Below are 18,404 nucleotides of genomic sequence, written 5' to 3'. Positions count from 1 at the left end.
AATAACCTCAGAGTATAAGTTATGACCTTTATACCCACTATTGATCCAGATATTGAATACCCCGATAGTGACGGTAAACCCATGGCCGATAATACCGAACAATATGAATGGATCGTTAAAATTAAAGAAAACCTAGAAATACTATTTGCTCATTCCCCTGATGTTTTTATTGCGGGAGATCTCTTATGGTATCCCGTCCAAGATAAAAAAATTACTGGACCGGTTGCTCCTGATGTTATGGTGGTATTTGGTAGGCCGAAAGGAAGACGAGGCTCTTATAAACAATGGGAAGAAGATAATATTAGTCCTCAAGTGGTTTTTGAAATTCTCTCCCCTTCTAACAGTTTAGAAGAAATGGAACGAAAATTACTCTTTTATCAACGTTATGGAGTGGAAGAATATTATCTTTATGATCCTGAGTCTAATCATTTACAAGGATGGTGGAGACGGGAAGGACTATTAAACTCTATTCCAGAGATGAAAGGATGGGTTAGTCCACGGTTAAATATCCGATTTGAATTGACAGAAAACGAGTTAGACATTTATGATCCAAATGGACAGAAGTTTTTAACTTTTATCGAGTTATCTCAACGGTTAGAACAAGAGCGTTTAAAAGCTGAACAAGCAAGTTTACAATTAGAACAAGAGCGTTTAAAAGCTGAACGTTTAGCTGAATATATCCGTTCTCTGGGAATTGATCCAGATACTTTATGAGTAAGTAAGTAGGTGGGCATAAATAAAGTAAAGTTTTAGTCAACCATCGGCGGGATTGAAACCTTGACCATAAGAGGGCTAGAGCCTTTCACTACGAATTTTTCTATTTAACGTTTAATTATGCCTACCTACTTACTGATCGTGCTATAATTTCAAGACAAGTAAGCAGGGAGTATAAATTATGACTTTTATACCAGCTATTGATCCAGATATTGAATACCCTGATAGTGACGGTAAACCCATGGCCGATAACACCGAACAATATGAATGGATCGTCAAGATAAAAGAAAATATAGAAATTTTATTTGCTGACTCACCCTTAGTTTTTATTGCGGGAGATCTCTTATGGTATCCCGTCCAAGATAAAAAAATTACGGGACCGGTTGCTCCTGATGTTATGGTAGTATTTGGCCGTCCTAAAGGGAGACGAGGTTCCTATAAACAATGGGAAGAAGATAACATCGCCCCTCAAGTCGTCTTTGAAATTCTCTCACCCTCTAACAGCTTAGAAGAAATGGAGCGAAAACTACTCTTTTATCAACGTTATGGAGTGGAAGAATACTATCTCTATGATCCTGATACTAATAATCTCAAAGGATGGTTGAGACAAGAGGAGATATTAAGCTCTATACCCCAGATTAACAGATGGGTTAGTCCTCGTTTAAAAATCCAGTTTGAATTAACCGAAACTGAGTTAGAAATTTATAGTCTAGATGGACAGAAATTTCTAACCTTTATTGAATTATCTCAAAAAGCTGAACAAGCAAGCTCACAATTAGAACAAGAACGTCTTAAAGCTGAACAAGCAAGCTCACAATTAGAACAAGAGCGTCTTAAAGCTGAACAAGCAAGTTTACAATTAGAACAAGAGTGTTTAAAAGCTGAACGTTTAGCTGAATATATCCGTTCTCTGGGAATTGATCCCGATACTTTATGAGTGTCTAACTTGATCTTCTAACCAGTTTACTCCCCTTTTTTCTTAGAGATTTTGTCTGCAATATCTCTACAAATACTCAAATTATACCTCTATTTAATTTTATGCTCAATCGCCATCTACTTTATCTAACCGGATTACCTTGTTCGGGGACGTATTTTTTCAGTCAACTCTTAGCACAACACCCCGATATTTATACTCAATCTAGGCGATCGCCTTTGTGTGACATCCTAGTTAACTTTCGTACTTTTATTAGCACTAACCCTCAAACGTTTAACCATCTCAATCAAGATTTTAACCTTACTCATGAGCGATCGCTCTCAGCCCTTAGAGGATTTATTAATGGTTGGTTTTCCCCCATTTCCCAACCTTGGATCGTTGATATTCATCCCCAATGGTTACAAAACCTAGAATTAATAAACCTTATTGATCCAGACTTTAGAATGGTGGTTTTTGTCCGAGAATTAGGGCAAATTTACGGTGCTATTGAAACCCAACATCAAAAAACCCTTTTACTAGATTTTCCCGAAAAATTAGCCTCTCTTTCCAAGGCAGAACGCGCTCAACAATTATTTAGTAATCAAGGGGCGATCGGTTCTGTTCTCAACACAATGCAACAACTACAAGACTTAGAAACCAACTTACAACAAAGATTATTTTATGTTGTCTATGAACATTTAATGACCGATCCCAAAGAGGTATTAACAGAATTAATAAAATGGTTAAACCTTGACCCCATTACCCTCAATGTAACTCAAGTTAACTCACAATTACCGAGTTACTCTGAATCATTCGGTAAGTATATAGAAGAATCCTATAATCCTAATAAAACCTTAGTTTACTATACCCTACCTGATCTCTTTGAAATTACCTTAAAACAAAGCTTTACTTGGTTTTATCTGACTTTCTACCCCGGTCGTCTGTGACTTAATACAAAAAATAATACAAATTAAAAGCCTATGTTACTATTTAAAGAAAATTATGGATATTAATCCCCTAATTCTTCATCAAGGTCGTTCCTTAACCCTCAGACGCACTATTCCAGATGATGCCCCTTTTCTCTTTGAAAAAATGTATTCTTGTTATGAGTTTATGCGGTTATTTCGTCTTAATGATCGTGCAGAAAACATCGAAGAAGTTAGGGATAAATTGAGAGTGCGATCGCATTTAACCCCCGCAGAAACTGGGTATCTCGAATGTATGATTATTCATAAACAACACGGCGCAATCGGTATTATTGCCGCAGCAGACTACACTCCTCTACATCAAAAAGCAGAATTATTAATCGGTATTTTTGATGAACAATATCGTTCTGTCACCTATGGGGTTGAAGCTTGTTTGTTAATGGGAGATTTAATTTTTAACGCCTATCATTTACATCGCCTTTATGCCTATAGTTATGGCTATAATCACCCTGCTCATGCCGCTTTGATAGCGGGAGGGTTTGAATTAGAGGGAATTATGAAGGAACATCTTTATGATCCAGTAGCTCAACTATATGTTGATATGCACATTTATGGCATGATTGAAGCTCAAATGCGTCAAAATTCTCGTCTTGCTCGTTTATCTAAGCGCTTAGTCGGGCGTGATATTACCAAACCCTTACTTGCTCCCCTTCCCCTACCCGATCAAGCAAAAATAGCCAGCGACTACACTTTAGCGAATGCTCAAAATCAACCTAAATTTGTTAAATCGGGTATCAGAATCACTTAGAAGAAGACTTACGTCTAGTTGCGACGAGGATTCCAGACATCATTATTCCAGACATCATTAATAGACTCACTAAAGCAGAAGGTTCATTGGTTGTTGTCGTTTGTAAATTATAGATCAAAACACCCGTTCCTCCTTGATTGAGTCCTCCTAAATCATAAGAAAAAGACGCATCCGAGATATCCAAGAAACCCCCGGTAAAAGTGGGAGATGGGGGAGCAAATACTGCGTAATTTAATCCTAAGAAATTGCCGTCTAAAAATTCTACAGTGGCGCTCGTATCATCGTCTTGAGTATAGGTGGTTCCCTGAAAGGAAAAATTAAAACCACTAATTCCGAGGGTTTCCGAACCAATTCCTTGCAAGGTAGAATCGTCAAAGCTGAGGGTAGCACTGTAATTATTGGGGGCAAGAGGACCTGAATCAATCTCAACCCGAATATGATAGTTTAATGTGTTTCCTAAAACCAAACTAGGATAAGCCAATAAATTGACTACGACTCCTAATGATACGAGAGAATAGGAGTCAAAAAACCTGATTTTCATGAGAGATTTGTGACAATTAAATTCAGATTATATAGGTACTATTGTTAGTTACTTTGTATTGTTCTTCAGTACAAAAGAAAAAATTAACAAAGGTGTTGCGATCAAGGTATCACACAAACAATCGAAACCCGTGGAACAGGTTAACTTACTTTCTTGGGATATGTCAAGTATTTTGTCGCCAGGATAAATTTAGAGGGAAAATCGTCCTTCAAATTGAGTTGGTGATTCGGTAGTAGTGATCGAAGCTTGAGGATGTCAAAGTTCCGTCATCGGCAGCCGTTGCCATTTTTGACGGAGAAGACGGTTAAGTAGTTTTTGACTGACGCTAATCAGGATTAATCTCGATCGCTGAATTGGGGACGATTCTCCGATAATGCGACAGTTACGCTCAAAATTGAGCATCGCTTCGCAAAAATTTGCGGTTAAGGGATAAAGTTTCTGGCGTTCCCAACAATCACAAACGGTTAAAATTTGCAGGATTAAGGCTATTTCGGCGGGATGATGCCATGATAATAGTTCTGGCTCGATTAATCTAACTTTTTCCCGATTGAGCAGTTGTAACAAACTAGAATAGCGAGCGTGGGTGTATTGAAATAAAAAGAAAAATTCTCCTCTGGGATGGAAAGGAAGCTGATCGGAGAAAAATTTATCAATTAAATCATTTAGTTTTAGTAACCAAAAGGACAAAAATTGCTGATCTAATAATAATTCTAGCCATCCTTCCTTAAGCTGAATTTGCGGAAAAAGGGCGATTAAATGGTTAAATATGGTTTGACATTGAACGGGCGTAAAATGATAAAACAGAGGTGAACGATAGAGAATACTATCAGTCTTTGGGCAACGATAAAAAGTTAATTTATGGTTTTTTTCTGGAAAAATATGAATTAATTGTTGTTTTAAGCAATGCTCGATCGAGGGGTGATTGCAGATAAAATTCATACTCAGAAGGGTAAACGGGGCGTTTTTGGCAGATCGATCAAAGTGGTCGATTTATTCTAGTGTTCTCATGAGAGACATTCTAGATTACGATACGCTTAATCAACAATGAGTTAATTGTGTCTAACTGATATGATAACTACGATAAATTTAGCTGATGATTTCAAATCTCGCTGAGTCCACCAGCTTAATACTATTATAATTGTCTGGATTTTCAAACTCGAATTTCCATAAATAATATATATTTGATTTCTTAGCAAAAAATAGTGTAACAATTTTCTTTTTAGTATGCAGTTGCCATTGTCTAGATGGATAATATAACTGTCTGATAATTACATTGTCTATACTTAAGTTTTTGGCTTCAATCAGGACAATTTGGTTCTTGCCTTCATATCCTGCATCTACCTCTGTTTGAACACCTTTAATTTTAAGAACATGATGATTAATTTTTAGTGTAAATTCAGGGGTATATTTTCTACCACGAATGGTTAATACTAGGCTATTATCTTTGATAAAGTGACGAATTAGACTCGATGCGTAAGCGAAGTCCAGATGTTGCATTTCTGAATCACCTATCAAAGAAGTTTCTAATTGAAAATCTAATAAAGTTCGATAATTTTGTATGGGTGTTTCTATGATAGGAATATCAACATAACCTTCGCCCTTTAATATCACATACTCTCCATTCTTGACTGGTAAAATAAACAATCCTAGCTTTTTAAAAACTTCTGGACGGCTTTCTCTTGTATCTTGTTTACATAAAATTCTGACTTCTCTTTCCCCGGTAGTTTCAAAATGTTTTGTGGCTGCTTTAATCTGTTCAGCCTTAATAAAATAAGGATGACTACAAAAATCATGATCGTGCAATTTATATCTATCGAATACAGCTTGCCACCCTCGATCTCTTGAAGAAATATTTTTATTCATGTCGTCTTTTCTGTTAGGCTTAATTTTTGTCAGTTATTGATCAGTAATTCCCAGATTTCTCCCCGATTATTGCCTTTAGAATTAATATTTCGTCGGGCTTTTACCCTTTGAATATTATAATCTTTATATAAATCATCAAAAAAATTATTGTCAGAGTCAAAGTTTTTAAGATCGGAATTACTTAAAATAAACTTATAACCTGCCCGATCGACTCGATCGATAAATTGTTTTAATCGTATTTGCTCCTCATCGTTAAAATTTTCTTTAGTATAAGAGGTAAAAGCTGATGTTTTTTTAATTGGTTTATAGGGAGGATCAAAATAAAATAAAGTCTTGTTATTGGCATAATTTAGGGTTTGGACAAAATCTCCTTGTAGGATCGTCACTTTCTGTAAATGATGGTTGACAGCTAATAAGTTTTCTTCATTGCAGATCAATGGTTTGACATATTTTCCAAAAGGGACATTAAAGAGTCCTTTGCTATTGACTCTATAAAGTCCATTAAAACAAGTTTTATTGAGAAATAATAACAAAACTGTTTTTTCTAGACAGTCATCGCAGCTGCGAGAATTAAATTCTATTCTTTTATCTAAAAAAAACTTTTGTTGTTCCTCTAGATTTTTAAGTTCATAAAAATCCTGTTGGATTTTTTTAAGCTTGACTATTAATTCTTTGACATTATTTTTAATAACATTATAAGCCATGATTAAATCAGGATTGATGTCATTAATAATAACTTTTTGGACAGGAGAAAAATTATTTAAGACTGAGAATAAAACTGCCCCACCTCCGACAAAAGGTTCAATGTAGTTAAACTGACAATCCTGAGAAATCTGGGAATTAATCAAAGATAGAATATTGGGAACCAGTTGAGTTTTGCCTCCCGCCCACTTTAAAAAAGGTTTGGCGCTAACTGTTTTCCTTTCAGACAAAGAAGTAGTCATTATTATTACTAGATTATCCTAATCTATTCAATTTACAGCGCAATTCATGAAAACCTTATCAGAGAATGCGTTACGCTGGGCTAACGCATCTGAATATCCAATATAAGTAACTGATTATAATTAAATTGAAGATAGATTTTGGGTTTGATCTCCCCTACCCCCCTTAATAAGGGGGGTATCGGACAATTTTTAACACCTACCTACTTATCTATTAGATATCAGAAAGGTAAACGGGGCATTTTTTTCAATACTGACTCAATTTGGTTGATTAAATCCAGCAGACGATTGCCATCCACATGAACCTCGCTGGTGGGATAATTAGCGAGGACTTCGATGATTTGAATCTCATTATCATTAAGTGCAGAAGTGACTAAGGCACCCCGTAAAGCTTGCCGACTAGCGGCTCGATTGGGGGTGTGGACAATTTCGGCGGCATAATCTAGCAAACTTTCGCCAAAAAAACTATTAAGAAATTTGGAAAGAAAGACGGCATCCACCGCTACCCGACGATTAAGGATTTTGCGGAATTCTTCGGGTTTTTGGTTAGCCATCTTTAATTGTGCCGCTAAAGCGGGGGCTAATTCGCCTGTTTCGCTCAATTGCTTTAATTCTGATACCGATACGGACCCTTGGAAGATGTAGTATTTGATGATAGCTGATTCGGCGGCTGACAAAGACTGACAAACACCGAGAAAGATAGATATTCCTAGGGGAAGTAAAAGATTTTTGAACATAAACCAAAGGTGCAAAACAAGCGAAAAGCGATCGGAATGATTGACTCATTCTAGCGGAATTGGTTGCCGCTTAGGAAAAACTTAAGACGGTGTTGATTATCTAGAGATGAATTTTTTAGTCACCCAACTGGAAGCGGAAAGCTGATAGCTTAATGCTAATCATTAATTTACATTCGCGAGAGAGCAGCGATTTTCGCTAGTTTATCTTTTTCCAAACCGTTGAGATCTTCTAGCTTTAACCATCCTTCCTTTAATAGTTGAGCAAAGACAAAAATTAGGGAAGTATAGCGATAGTCATATTTACCATCAATCTGATGTCGTCGGGCGCTTAGATAATCGTGCATTTGCCAGATATCATCTAAAACCGTGATCTGACCAGACTGTTCTTTAATATGTTCTATTAAAGTGCTAGTTTCGCGCTGATAGGCTTTTTGGAAAGCAGTTTGAGCAATTTCTTGTTCGGTATCTGACCAAATTATTTCACTCATAGGCATGATTTTAGTTTTAGGGATGATAATTTTGGGTTTTTGAACTACCTCGACTCTTTTCGCCCACATCTGTAAGAATGATTGTTTAGTTATTCTTACCTAGATCGGAGAAGAAACCGGTGTATTTACCAATTTTTTTAAGTCAGCCTTTTAATTGTATAAAAAAAAGAGTTCACTTGACAAGGAACTCTAATAAGTTTCATCAGAATTTTTAATGATTTCTCTCAGTAGCTATTTAGCCACGGGCAAAGTTTAATAATTCTTTCGGAGAAGCTAATAAGTCGATCGCTACGAAGAAAATTTTATTATCAGGAGTTAGGAGGAAGCGCCATGCCATATTCATACCCACACCTGCACCAAACCAAGGAGTTTGTACTTTTCCCGTCACTTTAATCTGAGTAAAACCGTCATCGGCGGGTTCCACCACACCGCGTTCGGGGATTAATTTCAAATTTTGGCATTCTTCCCGGAAAAAGCGATATACTGCCTCTTTACCGACGACGGGACGTTGGAAAGGTGGTTGCAGAGCGCCGTCAGGGGTGAATAATTCAATTAATACATCAAAGTCGTTAGCGTTGAGGTTGTCCATGTAGTTGAGGACGGTGGCATTGGTAACGCCTTCAATGCTAACTTTGGTCCGTTCGGCAATATTTTGGGGAGGAACCACGGGTTCGGAAATACGGTTATAATCGCCCAGTTTCTTGGGATCGTAGCCCATATCCACCACACAATTCCGCAGAACGGTGATTTGTTGTCCCGACTCTAATTTTTTAATCCCGTCTAAAACGGCGCTGGCATTAGCAGATAGTTCATAACCCTTGGGAATTGGGGCAACACTGCCATTTTCCATCCATTGTCCTAATTGATACCAGAATCCCAGTTTGATATTAGCAGACCAAGTGCTGTAGGTGCGACAAACCGGGGTGTCAGCATGGTTGGCTAAGTCGCACATCACCTGGGATTGTTGCAAGGGTGACATCTGCCGAATTTCATTCATGGTTTTTTCGGCAAACACCATACTAGCAGCGCCGGGGGCGGCAACGGTGATGGTTTTGCCCATTTCTAGGTAGGCAAACCAAATCAAGGCTAGTTGATCTTCGGTATTCAGCTGATTGAAACGCGCAATCGTGGCAGGAACCACATCCGCTGATAGCGTGTTGGGGAAAATGCTCCGCGCTGATTCGATCGTAAACGGCATAGATTCACCTTGAAGTAAAGTTTTGTATCAATTTACTGGCATTCTATCATATTGGCGACCCAAGGCAGCACCGATGGAGAAACTTTCCCAAAAAAAGCTGTACTTTAGATCACACTTACCCGGGATTATCACAAAATCTTAATGGTTGAACAACTGTTCCATCATTTGTCTAGGGTTTGCGGCAGCAGCGATCGCTGTTTGAGGATGATTTTTGCTGCTCTAACTCGTTTTCAACCCAGGAATACTCTTGATGCTCCCTAGTTTTTTCTAGGATTTCTCACCCCGTAGTAGGCCGTAAATTTGATCCGTATAGTCATAAAACTGAGATTGTCGTTTAATTTTATAATTACGATCTACGGGTAAATTAATTGTTAATTCCCGTTGTATAGTCCCTGGCCTAGCAGTCAAAACATAAATACGTTGAGCCAAAAAAACCGCTTCATCCACATCATGGGTAATCATTAAAATACTACACCTAATTTTTTGCCAAATTTCAATTAAATATTCGTGCATTCTTTCTTTGGTTTGTACATCTAAAGCGGCAAAAGGTTCGTCCATTAATAAAACTTTGGGATGACAGGCAAGAGAGCGAGCAATCGCAACCCGTTGTTTCATCCCACCCGATAGTTCTCTGGGGTAAGCATTAGCAAATTGGGTTAAACCGACAATATCCAGATAATAACAGGCCACTTCCCAGCATTCTTTTGTCGATAATCCCTGTAGTTTTAAGCCAAATTCAACATTTTTTTGGATCGTCATCCAGGGATAGAGTGTATAATTTTGAAAAACCATGCCGCGATCGGCTCCTGGCCCTGTCACTTCAACACCATCAACGGTAATTTTGCCAGAAGTGGGCAGTTCTAAACCCGCAATCATTCGCAACAAAGTCGATTTTCCCGAACCAGAGGCCCCGACCGCACAGACAAATTCAGCACTGTCAACGTGTAAATTAATATCTTTCAGAGCGACCACAGCACCTCGTTTAGTGGTGAAAATTTTATTGAGTTGAGTAATTTCTAAGTGCATTAAGGTTCTTCTCTTATCATTAAAATAACTTTACTGGTGACATAATAAACTCTGTGCTTGAGTTTTTAGGTTAACGAGTAATTGACCATTTACAAGTCCACTGCAAAAACAAACGAAAACTTAAATCTAGAGCAAAGCCAATAATTCCCAGGACAATTAAACAGGCAAAAATTTCATCGGTTCTCAGAAATTTCTGAGCCAATAAAATGCGTTTGCCTAATCCATTATCCGCCGCTACCAATTCCGCTACCACTACCAAATTCCACGCCGCCGCCATATTAACACGAAAAGTATCGATAATATTAGGAATAATATAGGGAGTAATCACTTTAAATAAAACCTGTTTTCGAGTTCCTCCAAGAGTATAAGTTACTTCGATTAATTCCCGGGGAATAAACTTAACTGCATCCATAATCATCAGAGTATTAAAGAAAATTGTCCCGATAAAAATCAGCATGATCTTTGACGTTTCTCCAATACCCAAATAAATAACTAATAGGGGAATAAAAGCAGGAGCGGGCATATAACGGACAACGCCAATAATCGGTTCCATTAAACTGCGAATACTCGGAAAAGTTCCCATTAAAATTCCTAGAGGAATAGCAAACAATCCTCCCAAAAAAAAGCCCCCAACTACTCGCAAAAAACTGGTAATAGTATCTTGAATTAAAAAGCCCTGTTCTGCCAATTTTACTAAGGCCTGAATAACGGCTAAAGGAGAAGGCAAAAATACGGATTCAATGCCCGCAAAACTAGAGATTAGTAACCAGAAAATAAGCGGGAAAATAATAGAAAAAACCATTAAAGTCCACTTTAGAGATTCGGGAATATCCTCAGTAATCCGCCAAAAAGTGCTTTGAGGAAGCGTTTTAGGTGTTGTGGTCATGGAATTTTTAAAAGAAAAGAATAATTTTGATAGCCAATATCACCCAGTTATCAAACAATTCTTGTAGTCAATGATCGAGGGAATAATCAGGGTTTTTTGTCTTGATTTGCCAAGGACTTGACAAATTGGGAATCTAGAATAGTTGTTAGATCGGGTACTTTTTTAATAAAGCCAACTTCCATCATAAAATCAGCCATTTTTTGAGCAGCAAAGGGCATATTTTTCATGGTTTTCCCCGGACTAAACGCTTCTAGGTTTTCTTCTAAAGTAAAAAACTTCGTTCCCTCTTTATATAGGGCTAATTCTTCTGGACTAATGCCCGCACGCTTGGCCATAATCTCATCGGCTTTTTGGGGATTTTTAGCCATAAACTCTCGAACATCAAACCAGGTTTTGACAAGAGCCTGAACCTGTTCTGGCTTTTCTTTGATTAATTTGGCACTGACAACTAATAAATCAGGAATAGCACCGGGAAAAGCTTTAGAACTAATTAATTCTTTAGAACCTTTTCGTTTAAGGGCGGTTGACCAAAAGGGTGGAAAAGCAGCAACTGCATCTACTTTTCCCGATGCAAAAGCGGCGGCAGCAGCCCCTGTTTCCATGGGAACAATTTGCACATCTTTACGGCTCATTCCCTCTTTTTCTAGGGCTAAACTGAGGAGAAAATCACCGACAACGCCTTCTTCAACAGCAACTTTTTTGCCTTTTAAATCTTGAATCGTTTTAATCTCTTCTGTGACAATAATTTTATCATTTCCTGACGAGTTATCATTGACTAAAACAGCAACTTGACCATTGACTGCATCTCCTGCAAAAGCGATGGTATCGTTGAGAGTTTGACTATTTCCATCTAATTGTCCGGCAGCTAAAGCTTGCAAGGATTCAAGATAACCATCAAACCATTTCATTTGAACATTAGCCCCATTTTTAGCAAATAATCCCTCTTCTTCAGCGATCGCCCATGGCCACCAACCGGCCCAATTACTATAACCAATGACAATGGGGGCAGTATTACTTAGAGAACTACTTGCATTGGGGGTTTGCTGAGGAGCTTGATTACAACTAACGGTCAGGAGTAAGCTACTAAAAAAAACGAGAGTTAAGGAGAAAAAATTGCGCCGTTTCATAGGTAATAGCCTTTAGAGATGACAGCTAGTAAAGCAGAAATAAATCTCAAAAACTGTTACTGATTAACAATTCAAAAACCTCGGCTTATTGACTTGGCTTTTTAACCAATTTAACCACTCTTCTAAACCTTCTCCTGTTTGAGCAGAAAGAGCAATAATGGTTACATCAGGATTCATAGAACGAACATTTGCTTCTAAACGTTGTAAATCAATCTCTAAATAAGGAGCCAAATCTAATTTAGTAATAATCAGACAATCCGCCTCTTGAAACATAATTGGATATTTGAGGGGTTTATCTTCTCCTTCCGTAATACTTAATAGAGCAACTTTAGCGTGTTCTCCTACCTCAAATTCGGCGGGACAAACTAAATTTCCCACATTTTCTACCAACAATAAATCAAACTCTTTGGGGTTGTAATCTTCTTTGAAACGATGAATTCCCCCAGCTACCATTTTGGAATCTAAGTGACAGGAGCGACCCGTATTAATGGCAATCACGGGAACTCCATATTGTCTCAGGCGCTCTGCATCTAGTTCTGTGGTCATATCTCCTTCAATAACAGCCATTTTTAATTGATCTTTTAAGGCTGCGAGGGTTTTTTCCAATAATACAGTTTTACCCGCACCAGGACTACTCATCAAGTTTAAACAGGTAATGCCCCACTCGTCAAAATGTTCCCGGTTGTGATCGGCTCCTGTTTGATTGGCATGAAGTAGATTAATTTCTAGGGCTGCGTCAAAAGTTTGGTGCATTTTAGTTGAGAATGAATAATTGATCATCGAACTTGTAAAAGCGATCGCCTAACTTTTTTTAAGAAAGTAAAGAATATTCAATGTGGTCAATTTTTAACTCTCGACCTGAACGAATATCCTCCATCGGTGATCGGCAAGTTGGGCAGGAATATTGCTGGCCAATTTGGGGTTGATAATCTTTTTGGCAGCAATGACAATAAGCAATTAGGGGAATATTTTTAATGGCTAATTCCACGCCAGCAAGAAAAGTATTGGCAGTTTGAACTTCAAAGGCAAATTGTAAACTGACCGGTTCAACACAGGTAAATTCACCAACCATGAGATGAATTTTTTCAATTTTGAGCTTTTCAGGTTGGCTATCATACCAATCTCGAACTGTCATAATTAACGCCTTAGTCATATCAGTTTCGTGCATAGAAAATTACTGCCAGGGTTCGTCAACGGCCAGATTGGCTTCAGGATGAATATAATAGGGCTTTTCTTTACGCGGTAATTGACCTGAAATCACCAGATGAGCCATGGCATCACAAATAACACGGGTAGCCATCAAAGAGGTCATATCACTAATATCGTAGGGAGGCGAAACTTCCACCACTTCCATACCACAAATGGGAGCTTTTTGGATAATTTTACCCAATAAAGCTAGGGCTTCACGGGGTAATAAACCGCCCGGTTCCGGCCAACCTGTACCGGGGACAAAACCGGCATCAATGCAATCAATATCGAAACTAATCCAAACGCAATCCGTACCATCTAAAGCTCGTTCTAAGGCAAATTCGGCGGCAGCATCAATGCCTCGTTCTACAATGTCGGTGACGGTCAAAATATTAGTGGCCCGCTCGCGGCAAACTTTAACACCTTGACGGGGAACTTGCCAACCACCAATCCCTAATTGGACGAGATTTTTAGCAGGAGCATTTTTCATATTGGTGGCATGAAACCAGGGGCAAGTGTGCATCCGTTCATCTAAATCTGTTTCCTGAGTATCCACATGGCGATCAAAGTGAATAATACCGACTTTTTTATCCCCTAAATGCCGACAAATACCGCGCACTGTCGGAAAACCAATAGAATGATCACCCCCTAAAATAATCGGCAAGGCACCAGAACTAAAGACATGGGCAACCCCTTTAGAGATTTGATCAAAGGACTTTTCATTATTAGCAGGAATGGTGAAAATATCCCCCAAATCACAGAGCGTAATTTGTTCGCGCAAATCTACCCCTAATTCAAAATTGTAGGGGGTATAAAGAGCCGAAATCCGCCGAATTCCCTGGGGACCAAAACGAGTTCCGGGTCGGTAAGTTGTCCCCGAATCATGGGGAACACCCACGATTGCCACGTCATAATTGCCCACATTCCGCACATCTTCCAAATAAGGAGCCTTCATAAAGGTATTAATTCCCGCATAGTGGGGTAACTCACCCCTGGAAAAGGTGGGAATACTGCGATCGCGAATACTATCGGCCGCCTCTAAACCGTAGGTTAACCCCTGGGAAACCTCCTGTTGCCAACCGGTTAGGGGCAAATGGCGTTCTTTTTCTAGGGCCTGTTCAGCTTCGGTTAAATGCGGGGGTTGAAAAGTAGATTCCTCGGACATCATTTCACCTCAAAATACAATAACCCGGGAGTCTTCAAAGACACTGCCTTAAAACAGTTATCCTTAAAGTCTCCCGGGCTTTTATCCCGCCGTGTAGCCAGCTTAGACGGAAAAATTTTTGATCCGCTCATTTAAGACTAGCTTGCTTCTCTCGGACCTGACATTTAAGGACGCTTAAATCGGAACCCTAGAAGCAATTTTCTTGACCTTAGACGATCTCAATCCCCAAAACAGTATCACAGACTACAAAAAAAGGGATTTTTCCCGATTAAATATGGTTTGCTGAAAAAGTAGGTGGGTATTAAAAACTTTCAGATGCCCCCCTTATTAAGCTGGGACTAAGGGGGGATCGGCACCCCCCTTATCAAGGGGGATCCCCCCGCCTTCGGCTTCCCCCCTTATCAAGGGGGATCCCCCCGCCTTCGGCTTCCCCCCTTATCAAGGGGGGCTAGGGGGGATCGAACCTAAAATCCATTTTTAATTTAATTATAACCAGCTACTTATATAATAAAAAGTATCTCCAGAGAATGATTTTTCCTGTCTCTATGCAACACGCCTCTCTGACTCGCTTTGAACCTGCGACTACTCTTGATGAAATCCATTTAACTATATCTCCTGAACCCCTATTAACTCAGAAGGAAATAGATGCTTTTTATCGAGAAGAAATGAATAAAGTGAGAGGGGAAGATAAAATTCAGCGTCTAAAATTAGGGTTAAAACGGGTCATAGATACGCAACAATATTACAAAGCCTGTTTAATGGGACACACGGGGGTAGGCAAATCGACAGAATTAACTCGTTTAATTAATGATCCTGAGATTAAACAGCATTTTGAACCCCTGCGATTTAGTGTTTTAAGTGAACTCGATGCGATTAATTTCAGTCCCCTTGATGTGTTTCTCTTTATGGTGGTGGAAATTGTTGAGAAAACCGCTAAAATTTCTCGACAACCCAGTGATAAAAATTTACAAAAGCTTTGGGATTGGTTTAGTTCTGAAGAATTTACCCGCAAGGAAACCGGAGAAAGTCAAATCAAAACGGAAGCAGGAGCGGGAGTAAAGGAAGATTCTTTCTGGAATAAAATTCTCGGACTTTTTGCCTCTCTCAAGGGAGAATTCCGGTTTGCTTCCTCGCGAGAGAAAAAAGTTGTTGAGTACCGTCTTTCCCGTTCCAGAGATTTAATTAATATTGCTAATCAACTCCTGAAAGAGTGTAATCAGAACTTACAGGAAACTATGCAGAGAAGCTGGTTAATTATTGGAGAGGACTTCGATAAAGCTGGTGTTTCACAAGAAGCGGTCAGGGATTTATTTTTAAACTATTCTAACATTTTCAAAGATTTAGACATTCACATTATTTTTAATATTCCGATTGGATTGTATAATTCATCTCCCGGGATTAACCTCACTTTTGACCATAATCTCCTGATTCCCGATACTCCAGTTTTTTGCCAAAAAGATCATACTCCTAACCAAAAAGGACGGGAAGCAGTGAGAAAAGTTTTAGAAGCAAGAGTTAAATCTAATTTATTTGAAGATGGACAAATAGAGCGGGTTATTATTGCCTCTGGTGGCAATATCAGAGATTTATTTTATTTAGTTAGAGAAGCTTCTGATGAGGCAATTGTCAATCAACAAAATCTGATCATGTCTAGTCATGTTAGCAGGGCAATTCGCAGTTTAAGAACAGAATATGAAAGACGTTTAGGCCAAAATCCTTATGATATCGATTCTGTTAGTTATGGGGATAAGGTATTATTGTTAAAACGAATTTATGATGCTAATCCGGAAGCACAAATTCCCAATGAAGTATTATACGCTTTATTAAATGATCGTGCGATTCAAGAAGTAGATGGAGACGGGGAAAGATGCTTTATGGTGCATCCCCTTGTGGTTGATATTTTAAATGCTCAAGGTCATATTCCTACTGGTTTCGATGGAGGTGTCCCCGGTGGTACATCAAGTTAATCAAACTAATCAATCGGAGTTAGAACCGGGTACTATTTCCCATACGGCAGCTCGTTTGCTATTGTGGGGACGAAGACCATCTAGAGGTTTAGCTAGGGTGGAATTTTATGATGAGTTTTCCCGTCAGCAAGTAGTTAGAGAATTAGAGAATAAACTGCAAGAACAAGGCATTATTTTTCATAAAATTGTCTTACCAATATGGGAAAAACCCTCTTTTGTCTTGAACTTCTTGTTAACACAATTGGCAGAATTGGAGTCGGGAGTAGTATCAATTACTGGTTTTGAAACCGCTTTTAGTTCTGATGTTTCCCTAGTAGATGCCTTGCAATTAATTAATTTCAATCGAGAAAATTTAGCTCGCTTTAATCTCCGACAAATTTGGTGGATGAATCATGATTTTACTAACAAAGTTATTCGGTATATGCCAGATTTAAATTCTTGGTTTTTCCTGCGGTTATTTTTAACAGAAAATTCAACCCAAGCTACCAACTATAATCTGCTATTTACCGATAAAAATACCGTTCGTGATCCCTATAATTTACCAAGAACAGCAGTTAACTTTGTTGGTAGAGAACAGGAATTATCCCGGATTCATCAAGCTTTTCAGCAATCTTCCCCAATTGTTTTAAGTGGGATGGGAGGTTCGGGAAAAACTGAATTAGCTTTACAGTATGCTTGGCAACATAAAGGGGATTATCCTGCGGGTATTTGTTGGATAAATGTCCTTAACAGTGACCCCGGTTTGGCTATTTTATTTTTTGCCAGAGAATACCTGGGTTTAAACATCCCCAATCAGGGAACCTTAAGTGAACGAGTGCGTTACTGTTGGCAAAATTGGCCCGAGGGAAATGCTTTAATTATTTTTGATGATGTGCGTGACTACGACCAAATTACATCTTATCTACCACCGGGAAAAGAATCTCGTTTTCGGGTTTTAATTACCACTCGCTTTAGTTACTTAGGGGTATCGCTATCAACGATAAACTTAGATGTTCTCACAGCAGCGCAAGCTTTAGATTTACTGCAAACCTACTTAGGAAAAGAACGTCTAACCGCGGAGTTAGAGGCAGCCAAGCAACTTTGTCAGTGTTTAGGATATTTGCCTCTAGGATTACAATTACTAGGCAGTTTTCTGAGACAAGAAACCACTGAAACTTTAGCAAATATCAAGGAAAAATTCTCCAAAAAAGGCTTAAAATATCTCAACTCTGATAAGGAGGAAGTCCGCAGTATTAAAACAATTCTGGATCGCAGTTGGCAACTGTTAGAAAAAGAAGAACAAAAATTAGCTCTTTATCTCAGTTTATTTGCTTCGGCACCTTTTCCCAAGCACTTAATCATCAGTTTATTTTCTGATGAAGCTAAAGACGAGATAGAAAAATGGTTAACCGATAGCTTGGTTAAGCTTAATTTGCTGAAATCTTTAGGCAATGAATGGTATCAACTGCATCCCCTCATCCGTCTTTATCTACGGGAAAAATTAGAAGGTTCCGAGATAGCCAATACCGCAAAAAGTCGTTATTGTACGGTGATGACAGATACATCGAGAACAGTCCCCCAAACTCCTACTCTAGATATTATTCAAAATCTGACTCCCTTAATTCCCCATATTGAACAAGCTGTCAGGGAATATCCAGAATATATCGCTGATGAGGATTTAGTTTCGTCCTATACGGGTTTAGCTCGTTATTATAAAGGACAAGGATTGTATGCTATTGCTGAACCTTACTATCAAGCTTGTTTAACCGCAACTCGAACCCGCTTAGGAGACAATCATCCCGATGTGGCAACTTCCCTCAACAATTTAGCGGGATTGTACTATTCCCAAGGCAGGTACACAGAAGCAGAACCTCTCCTTCTAGAAGCATTAGATTTGACAAAACGACTCTTAGGAGACAATCATCCCGATGTGGCAA

General features: G+C 38.7%; 19 protein-coding genes and 1 riboswitch. Of the genes, 6 read left to right on the top strand and 13 right to left on the bottom strand.

Translation table 11 applies throughout. The annotated features are described in order from the left end of the window. Window positions 1-21: 21 nt before the first annotated feature. The 4 genes from IM515_RS18215 (at window position 22) to IM515_RS18200 (ending at window position 3,361) form a co-directional block, all read left to right on the top strand. Window positions 22-714 (top strand): Uma2 family endonuclease, encoded by a 693-nt coding sequence (locus tag IM515_RS18215; protein ID WP_287627160.1) that lies wholly within the window; start codon window positions 22-24, stop codon window positions 712-714. Between the two features lie 181 nt (window positions 715-895). After that, the gene (locus tag IM515_RS18210; protein WP_287627162.1) at window positions 896-1,651 is read left to right on the top strand and encodes a Uma2 family endonuclease; all 756 of its coding nucleotides are present in this window, start codon (window positions 896-898) and stop codon (window positions 1,649-1,651) included. A 101-nt stretch (window positions 1,652-1,752) separates the two neighbouring features. After that, window positions 1,753-2,574 (top strand): sulfotransferase, encoded by an 822-nt coding sequence (locus IM515_RS18205; RefSeq protein WP_287627163.1) that lies wholly within the window; start codon window positions 1,753-1,755, stop codon window positions 2,572-2,574. Window positions 2,575-2,629: 55 nt separating this feature from the next. After that, complete coding sequence (locus IM515_RS18200; RefSeq protein WP_287627164.1) at window positions 2,630-3,361, top strand: GNAT family N-acetyltransferase; 732 nt, start codon at window positions 2,630-2,632, stop codon at window positions 3,359-3,361. Here IM515_RS18200 and IM515_RS18195 read toward each other — a convergent pair. The 13 genes from IM515_RS18195 to IM515_RS18135 form a co-directional block, all read right to left on the bottom strand. After that, window positions 3,354-3,902, bottom strand: coding sequence for a hypothetical protein (locus tag IM515_RS18195; protein WP_002765500.1), 549 nt, complete (start codon window positions 3,900-3,902; stop codon window positions 3,354-3,356). The genes IM515_RS18200 and IM515_RS18195 overlap by 8 nt on opposite strands. A gap of 255 nt (window positions 3,903-4,157) precedes the next feature. Then, window positions 4,158-4,841, bottom strand: coding sequence for a DALR anticodon-binding domain-containing protein (locus IM515_RS18190; protein ID WP_287627165.1), 684 nt, complete (start codon window positions 4,839-4,841; stop codon window positions 4,158-4,160). A 147-nt stretch (window positions 4,842-4,988) separates the two neighbouring features. After that, complete coding sequence (locus IM515_RS18185) at window positions 4,989-5,765, bottom strand: type II restriction enzyme (RefSeq protein WP_287627166.1); 777 nt, start codon at window positions 5,763-5,765, stop codon at window positions 4,989-4,991. A 29-nt stretch (window positions 5,766-5,794) separates the two neighbouring features. Next, window positions 5,795-6,709 carry a DNA adenine methylase gene (locus IM515_RS18180; protein ID WP_002765492.1) on the bottom strand — a complete coding sequence of 305 codons (915 nt, stop codon included), beginning with the start codon at window positions 6,707-6,709 and terminating at the stop codon, window positions 5,795-5,797. 218 nt (window positions 6,710-6,927) lie between these two features. Beyond that, window positions 6,928-7,443, bottom strand: a complete 516-nt coding sequence (locus IM515_RS18175) for an alpha/beta hydrolase (protein WP_287627167.1) — start codon at window positions 7,441-7,443, stop codon at window positions 6,928-6,930. 167 nt (window positions 7,444-7,610) lie between these two features. Next, a complete protein-coding gene (gene frp, locus IM515_RS18170; RefSeq protein WP_002746320.1) occupies window positions 7,611-7,937 on the bottom strand; it encodes a fluorescence recovery protein in 327 nt (108 codons plus the stop codon). Between the two features lie 229 nt (window positions 7,938-8,166). Beyond that, window positions 8,167-9,129, bottom strand: a complete 963-nt coding sequence (locus IM515_RS18165; RefSeq protein WP_002788671.1) for an orange carotenoid-binding protein — start codon at window positions 9,127-9,129, stop codon at window positions 8,167-8,169. Between the two features lie 267 nt (window positions 9,130-9,396). After that, window positions 9,397-10,155 (bottom strand): ABC transporter ATP-binding protein, encoded by a 759-nt coding sequence (locus tag IM515_RS18160; RefSeq protein ID WP_002788670.1) that lies wholly within the window; start codon window positions 10,153-10,155, stop codon window positions 9,397-9,399. A 70-nt stretch (window positions 10,156-10,225) separates the two neighbouring features. After that, window positions 10,226-11,041, bottom strand: coding sequence for an ABC transporter permease (locus IM515_RS18155; protein WP_287627168.1), 816 nt, complete (start codon window positions 11,039-11,041; stop codon window positions 10,226-10,228). Between the two features lie 86 nt (window positions 11,042-11,127). Next, window positions 11,128-12,168 (bottom strand): ABC transporter substrate-binding protein, encoded by a 1,041-nt coding sequence (locus IM515_RS18150; protein ID WP_287627169.1) that lies wholly within the window; start codon window positions 12,166-12,168, stop codon window positions 11,128-11,130. A 63-nt stretch (window positions 12,169-12,231) separates the two neighbouring features. After that, window positions 12,232-12,921, bottom strand: coding sequence for a hydrogenase nickel incorporation protein HypB (gene hypB / locus IM515_RS18145; protein ID WP_287627170.1), 690 nt, complete (start codon window positions 12,919-12,921; stop codon window positions 12,232-12,234). A gap of 58 nt (window positions 12,922-12,979) precedes the next feature. Next, window positions 12,980-13,336 (bottom strand): hydrogenase maturation nickel metallochaperone HypA, encoded by a 357-nt coding sequence (gene hypA, locus IM515_RS18140; protein WP_190721754.1) that lies wholly within the window; start codon window positions 13,334-13,336, stop codon window positions 12,980-12,982. Window positions 13,337-13,342: 6 nt separating this feature from the next. Next, window positions 13,343-14,521, bottom strand: coding sequence for an agmatinase family protein (locus IM515_RS18135; RefSeq protein ID WP_043995923.1), 1,179 nt, complete (start codon window positions 14,519-14,521; stop codon window positions 13,343-13,345). A 68-nt stretch (window positions 14,522-14,589) separates the two neighbouring features. Continuing rightward, window positions 14,590-14,723: riboswitch (guanidine-I (ykkC/yxkD leader) on the bottom strand. 343 nt (window positions 14,724-15,066) lie between these two features. On the opposite strand from IM515_RS18135, the gene IM515_RS18130 reads away from it, so the two are divergent. Together IM515_RS18130 and IM515_RS18125 are read left to right on the top strand one after the other, a co-directional pair. Next, a complete protein-coding gene (locus IM515_RS18130) occupies window positions 15,067-16,488 on the top strand; it encodes a hypothetical protein (RefSeq protein ID WP_287627171.1) in 1,422 nt (473 codons plus the stop codon). Beyond that, the coding region (locus IM515_RS18125) for a tetratricopeptide repeat protein (RefSeq protein ID WP_502881975.1) at window positions 16,457-18,404 on the top strand (1,948 nt) is incomplete at its 3' end. The genes IM515_RS18130 and IM515_RS18125, both read left to right, overlap by 32 nt.

Origin of the sequence: Microcystis sp. M44BS1, assembly GCF_020244875.1 — a bacterium.
Taxonomy (GTDB): Bacteria; Cyanobacteriota; Cyanobacteriia; order Cyanobacteriales; family Microcystaceae; genus Microcystis; species Microcystis panniformis.
The sequence above is the reverse complement of the archived record's forward strand: the minus strand, read 5'-3'. Positions and strand labels throughout refer to the sequence as shown.